This is a genomic window from Kitasatospora sp. NPDC093806 (assembly GCF_040683335.1).
Classification (GTDB): domain Bacteria; phylum Actinomycetota; class Actinomycetes; order Streptomycetales; family Streptomycetaceae; genus Kitasatospora.
Map to the genome: position 1 here is coordinate 1 of NZ_JBFBDO010000224.1, position 4206 is coordinate 4206.

At 73.7% G+C, this 4206-nt stretch carries 4 protein-coding genes; all 4 read right to left on the bottom strand.

Going from position 1 to position 4206, the window contains the following annotated elements; genetic code table 11:
* Positions 1-86 precede the first annotated feature (86 nt).
* Entirely contained in the window at positions 87-938 is an 852-nt protein-coding gene (locus AB0N76_RS39360) for a RimK family alpha-L-glutamate ligase (protein WP_363565665.1), read from the bottom strand.
* A gap of 2 nt (positions 939-940) precedes the next feature.
* On the bottom strand, positions 941-1126 hold the full coding sequence (locus tag AB0N76_RS39365) for a lysine biosynthesis protein LysW (RefSeq protein WP_363565666.1): 186 nt from the start codon (positions 1124-1126) through the stop codon (positions 941-943).
* Between the two features lie 276 nt (positions 1127-1402).
* Entirely contained in the window at positions 1403-2572 is a 1170-nt protein-coding gene (locus AB0N76_RS39370; RefSeq protein ID WP_363565667.1) for an isopropylmalate synthase, read from the bottom strand.
* A gap of 614 nt (positions 2573-3186) precedes the next feature.
* Positions 3187-4098 carry a winged helix-turn-helix domain-containing protein gene (locus tag AB0N76_RS39375; protein WP_363565668.1) on the bottom strand — a complete coding sequence of 304 codons (912 nt, stop codon included), beginning with the start codon at positions 4096-4098 and terminating at the stop codon, positions 3187-3189.
* Positions 4099-4206: the final 108 nt, after the last annotated feature.

Consider the following 4206-nt stretch of genomic DNA (forward strand, 5'->3'; position numbering starts at 1 on the left):
CGGGACCGGGGTGGCCGCGGGGCCGCGGGGGACGGCGGCCCCGGGGCCGGGTGGCCCTGGAAGGGGGTCGGTTCAGGCGGGTCGGTTCAGGCGAGGAGCTCCTGGACGTAGGCGGCGACGGCGGCGGGGATGTCGACGCCGGTGGCACCGGCCACGGCCCTAAAGCCCGGGGCGTGGTTGACCTCGTTGACGACGTAGCCGTCGCCGGTGCGGAACAGGTCGATGCCGTAGATGCCGGCGCCCAGTTCGCCGACCACCGCGTCCACGATCTTGACGACGTCCGGGTCGTGGGCGAGGGCGCTGCTGTGGTTGCCCAGGGCCGCGTTGTTGCGCCAGTCGGTCCCGGCGGTGGCGAACTCCGCCGCGCCGACCAGCTCGCGGCCCACCACCAGGCAGCGCACCGAGGAACCGCCGGCCAGGAACGGCTCGACCAGGCAGGCCTGTTCGAAGGCGTGGCCGAGGTCCTCGACGTAGTCGTAGACCGAGTGCGCGATGTCGCTGTCCCGGATCAGGGTGACGCGCTTGCCCATCCCGCCGAAGATCGGCTTGAGGACCACCGGGGTGCCCAGCTCCTGAAGGGCCTTGGCGAAGTCCTTGCGGGACAGGACCAGGCGGAAGTCCGGGACGGGGATCCCCGCGGTGCGCAGCACGGTGCGCAGCAGGGCCTTGTTCTCGCAGGCGTTGATGGCGCGGGCGGAGTTGAGGACCGGCAGGCCGGCGGCTTCGGCGAGGGTGGCGACCAGGCCGCCGCGGGTGTAGCTGCGGCTGCGGACCAGGACGGCGTCGTAGCCGTGCAGGGCGGTGGTGTCGGCGGCGCCCAGGCACAGGGACTCGTCGTTGACCCAGTCGACGCTCAGGCCCTGGGCGGGGCCGGCCTCGATGAGGCGGCGTTCCTCCCAGGCGATGCGGTCGGCGACGACGGCGACGGTGCGGGCCATTTCTACTGGCCCCAGTCGCGCAGGGAGACCTCGACCATCTGCAGGGTCAGCTGGCCGCCTCGGACGTCCTCGACGCGCAGGGTGAGCATGCACTCGGGGCAGGCGAGGGTCTCGCCCTGGACGACCGGTGGCACGGTCAGGTCGGTCTCGCACTCGGGGCAGACGCCGGACAGGGTGGCGGTGGACATGGGTGACTCCACGGGATCGGGACAGAAGGGGGCGGTGGCGCGGTGGTGCGGTGGTGCGGTGGTGCGGTTGGGTGCCGGTGGCACGCGGTGGTGCGGATCGGCGCCGCTCGGCGCCGGTGACGCCGCTCGGTGCGGATGGTGCGGGGTGGTGCGGGTGGTGCGGGGTGGTGCGGACGGCGCCGGTGACGCCGCTCGGTGCGGGTGGTGCGCGGTGGTGCGGACGGCGCCGGTGACGCCGCTCGGTGCGGGGTGCGCCCTGGGGTGCGGGGCGCGCGGTCAGGCGGCCTGGAACTCGATGGCGGCCTTGCGGATCGCGTCGCGGTCCAGCAGCGGGGCGCCGTTGCTCTCCTGGCGTTCGATCAGCCAGGGCGTGAACGCCTCGGTGTCGACGAAGACGCCGGAGTCGGCGAGCGCCCAGTTGACGAGGGCGGGGGTGAGGCGGGTGCGCACGAGCAGTTCGCGGCTGTTGCCGACGAGTTCGGCCGGCAGCGTCTCGTAGGCCTCGGGGTGGGTGAGCTGGCCGGGCAGCTCGTAGGCGAAGGCGTGCGAGGTGGTGGGCCCGGACTGGAACGCCTCGCCCAACCCCGCGCCCTTGAGCGCGATCCGCGACAGCTCGGTCAGGTGGGTGAGGTCGAAGCGGGTGTCGCCGTGGATGACGCGCAGCGACGTCAGCAGTTCCGCGAGCGGGGCGTTGCCGCCGCGCTCGCCGATCCCGCCGACGGTCGCCGAGATCCACCGCGCGCCGGCGCGTACCGCCGCCAGGGAGTTGGCGACCGCCATGCCCAGCATGTTGTGGGAGTGGATCTCGATCTCGGAACCGTCGATCGCGGTCAGGTCCGCGATCACGTCCTGCATCTGCCACGGCGACAGGTAGGCGACGGTCTCCGCCAGACGGAAGCGGTCCGCGCCCGCCTCGAAGCCCGCGCTCACGTACGGCACCAGCCGCCCGGCCGGGGTGCGGGCCGCGTCCTCGCCGCTGAACGTGACGTGGAAGCCGCGCTCCTTGGCCTGCGTGATCGCGGAGCGGGCCAGCGTGTGCAGGAACTTGGCGCTGGGAGAGCCGAGCTTGAGCCGGGCGTGCTGCTCCGAGGTGGGGATGGAGTACATGATGTGGCGCACGCCCAGGCGCTGCGCCTCGTCCAGGGCGCGGGCGACCTGCTGGCGGTCGCGCACGACCACCAGCGTCATGCTGCGCTCGGGGCCGACGGCCTCGTGCGTGGCCTCGACGAGGTCGGCGTCCTTGGAGCCGGGGCCGGCGACCATGCCCACCTCGACGAGCGAGACGCCGGTCTTCACCAGCAGCCGGGCGATCGCGGCGGCGTCCCTGGGACCGAATTCGACGCCCGCCATGTGGGCGGAATCCCGCAGTGTCGCATCGGATATGAGCGGCAGTACCGGGAGTTTCTCCGGTTGTTCCGTCTGTTCCGTCTGTTCTGTCGTTGCCATGTGCGTTTCCCTCCTCCTGTATCCGGGAGGCTTGTTTTTCCCCGGATCGGGCCCCGGTCTCGTGAATTCCGCTCCCCCACCCCGCGGCCGGGGCCGGGGAGTTGGGGTGCGGGCTTTCGGGCCGGAGCGCTTCGGTGCGGTGCGCGCTGGTGAACATCCTGGCCGCACCCGGCCCGGCAGGGCAACATTCCTCATGTCGGGAGTTTGTCAAGGACTGTCAGCACAACGTCGGCGGCGATGGACCGTGCGAAGAATTCCCCGCCCGCGGGCCGCGAATACGATTGCGGGCACGCGCGGGAAGGGGGCGGTATCCCCGCCTTTTTCCGGCGACGCGTCCGGGGCATTTCCCGGCGAAATGCCGCACCGCTTGCCGGCGGCGGATACGGACGGGGGGTACGGGCGGACACGGACACCGGCACGGGCGGACACGCGGGTGCGGGCGTGAGCGCGTGCGGGTGCGGGCGTGAGCGGACGGGCGCGTGCGCGTGGGTGCGGGCGGGCTCGGGTGCATGGGTGCGCGTGGGTGCGGGTGTGGGCGGGCTCGGGTGCATGGGTGCGCGTGGGCCGTGGGTGTGGGTGTGGGTGCATGGGTGCGGGCGTGGGGTGGGCGGGGGTCAGCCGCGGCCGAGGCGGTAGCCGACGCCGTGGACCGTGATGATCCACTTGTCGCCGAGCTTGGCGCGCAGGTTGCTGACGTGGGTGTCGATGGTGCGGCTGGAGGCGGCCCAGGTGGTGTCCCACACCCGCGCCATCAGCTCCTTGCGCGACAGGACGCTCTTGGGGTCGGCGGCCAGGGTGTGGAGCAGGTCGAACTCCTTGGCGGTCAGGACGACTTGGCGTCCGTCCAGGCGGACCTCGCGGGTGCTGCCGTCGATGTGCAGGGAGCTGAGGGAGATGGTGTGGGGTGCCTGGGGTCTGGGGTGGGCGCGGCGCAGGACGGCCTCGATGCGGGCGAGCATCTCGCGGATGCCGCAGGAGGCGAGGACGCAGTCGTCGGCGCCGGCCTGCAGGGCCAGGACGCGGTCGAGTTCGGTGTCGTGGGCGGCGATGGAGATGACGGGGCGGTCGCCGGTGGCGCGGATGAGCCGGCACACCTCCAGGCCGTCGATGTCGGGCAGGTCGAGGCCGAGCAGGACCAGGTCGGCGTGGTGGTGGGCGGTCAGGGCCTGGGCGCCGGTGGCGACGTGGCTGGCGGCGTAGCCCTGGCGCTGCAGGTCGCGCACCCGGCTCTCGGCGGTATGGGTGTCGTCCTCGACGACGAGTACGGACAGCGTCAGGGCCGCCCCCGCCCCCGGTCCCGGGCTTGCGGAGGCCGGCCCCGGGCGGGCGTCCGGACCCGGGACCGCTCCCGGGCCGGGGCGGGCGTCCGGTCCCGGGCCGGGGACCGTTCCCAGGCCGGCGCCGGCGCCGGGGCCGGTGCCGGGGCGGGTGGTCGGGCGGATGTCCGGGCGGATGTCCGGGCGGATGTCCGGGCGGTGTGTGGTGCGCGTGGCGCCTGTGGGCGCGGGCGTCGTCGTCAGAGGCATGGCTCCCCCGTTCGTATGCCAGTGGGGCGTGGGTGACGCCCGGCCCCGGCGGGCGGGGCTCTCCGGCCCCGGCCGGACGCGGTCCGCAGGTACGCGTCCGGCCGGGGG

What these genes read in the sequence shown, in the direction of transcription:
- AB0N76_RS39360 (WP_363565665.1), bottom strand. Translation starts at nt 938, where the DNA reads ATGGCCCGCACCGTCGCCGTCGTCGCCGACCGCATCGCCTGGGAGGAA.
- AB0N76_RS39365 (WP_363565666.1), bottom strand. Translation starts at nt 1,126, where the DNA reads ATGTCCACCGCCACCCTGTCCGGCGTCTGCCCCGAGTGCGAGACCGAC.
- AB0N76_RS39370 (WP_363565667.1), bottom strand. Translation starts at nt 2,572, where the DNA reads ATGGCAACGACAGAACAGACGGAACAGACGGAACAACCGGAGAAACTC.
- AB0N76_RS39375 (WP_363565668.1), bottom strand. Translation starts at nt 4,098, where the DNA reads ATGCCTCTGACGACGACGCCCGCGCCCACAGGCGCCACGCGCACCACA.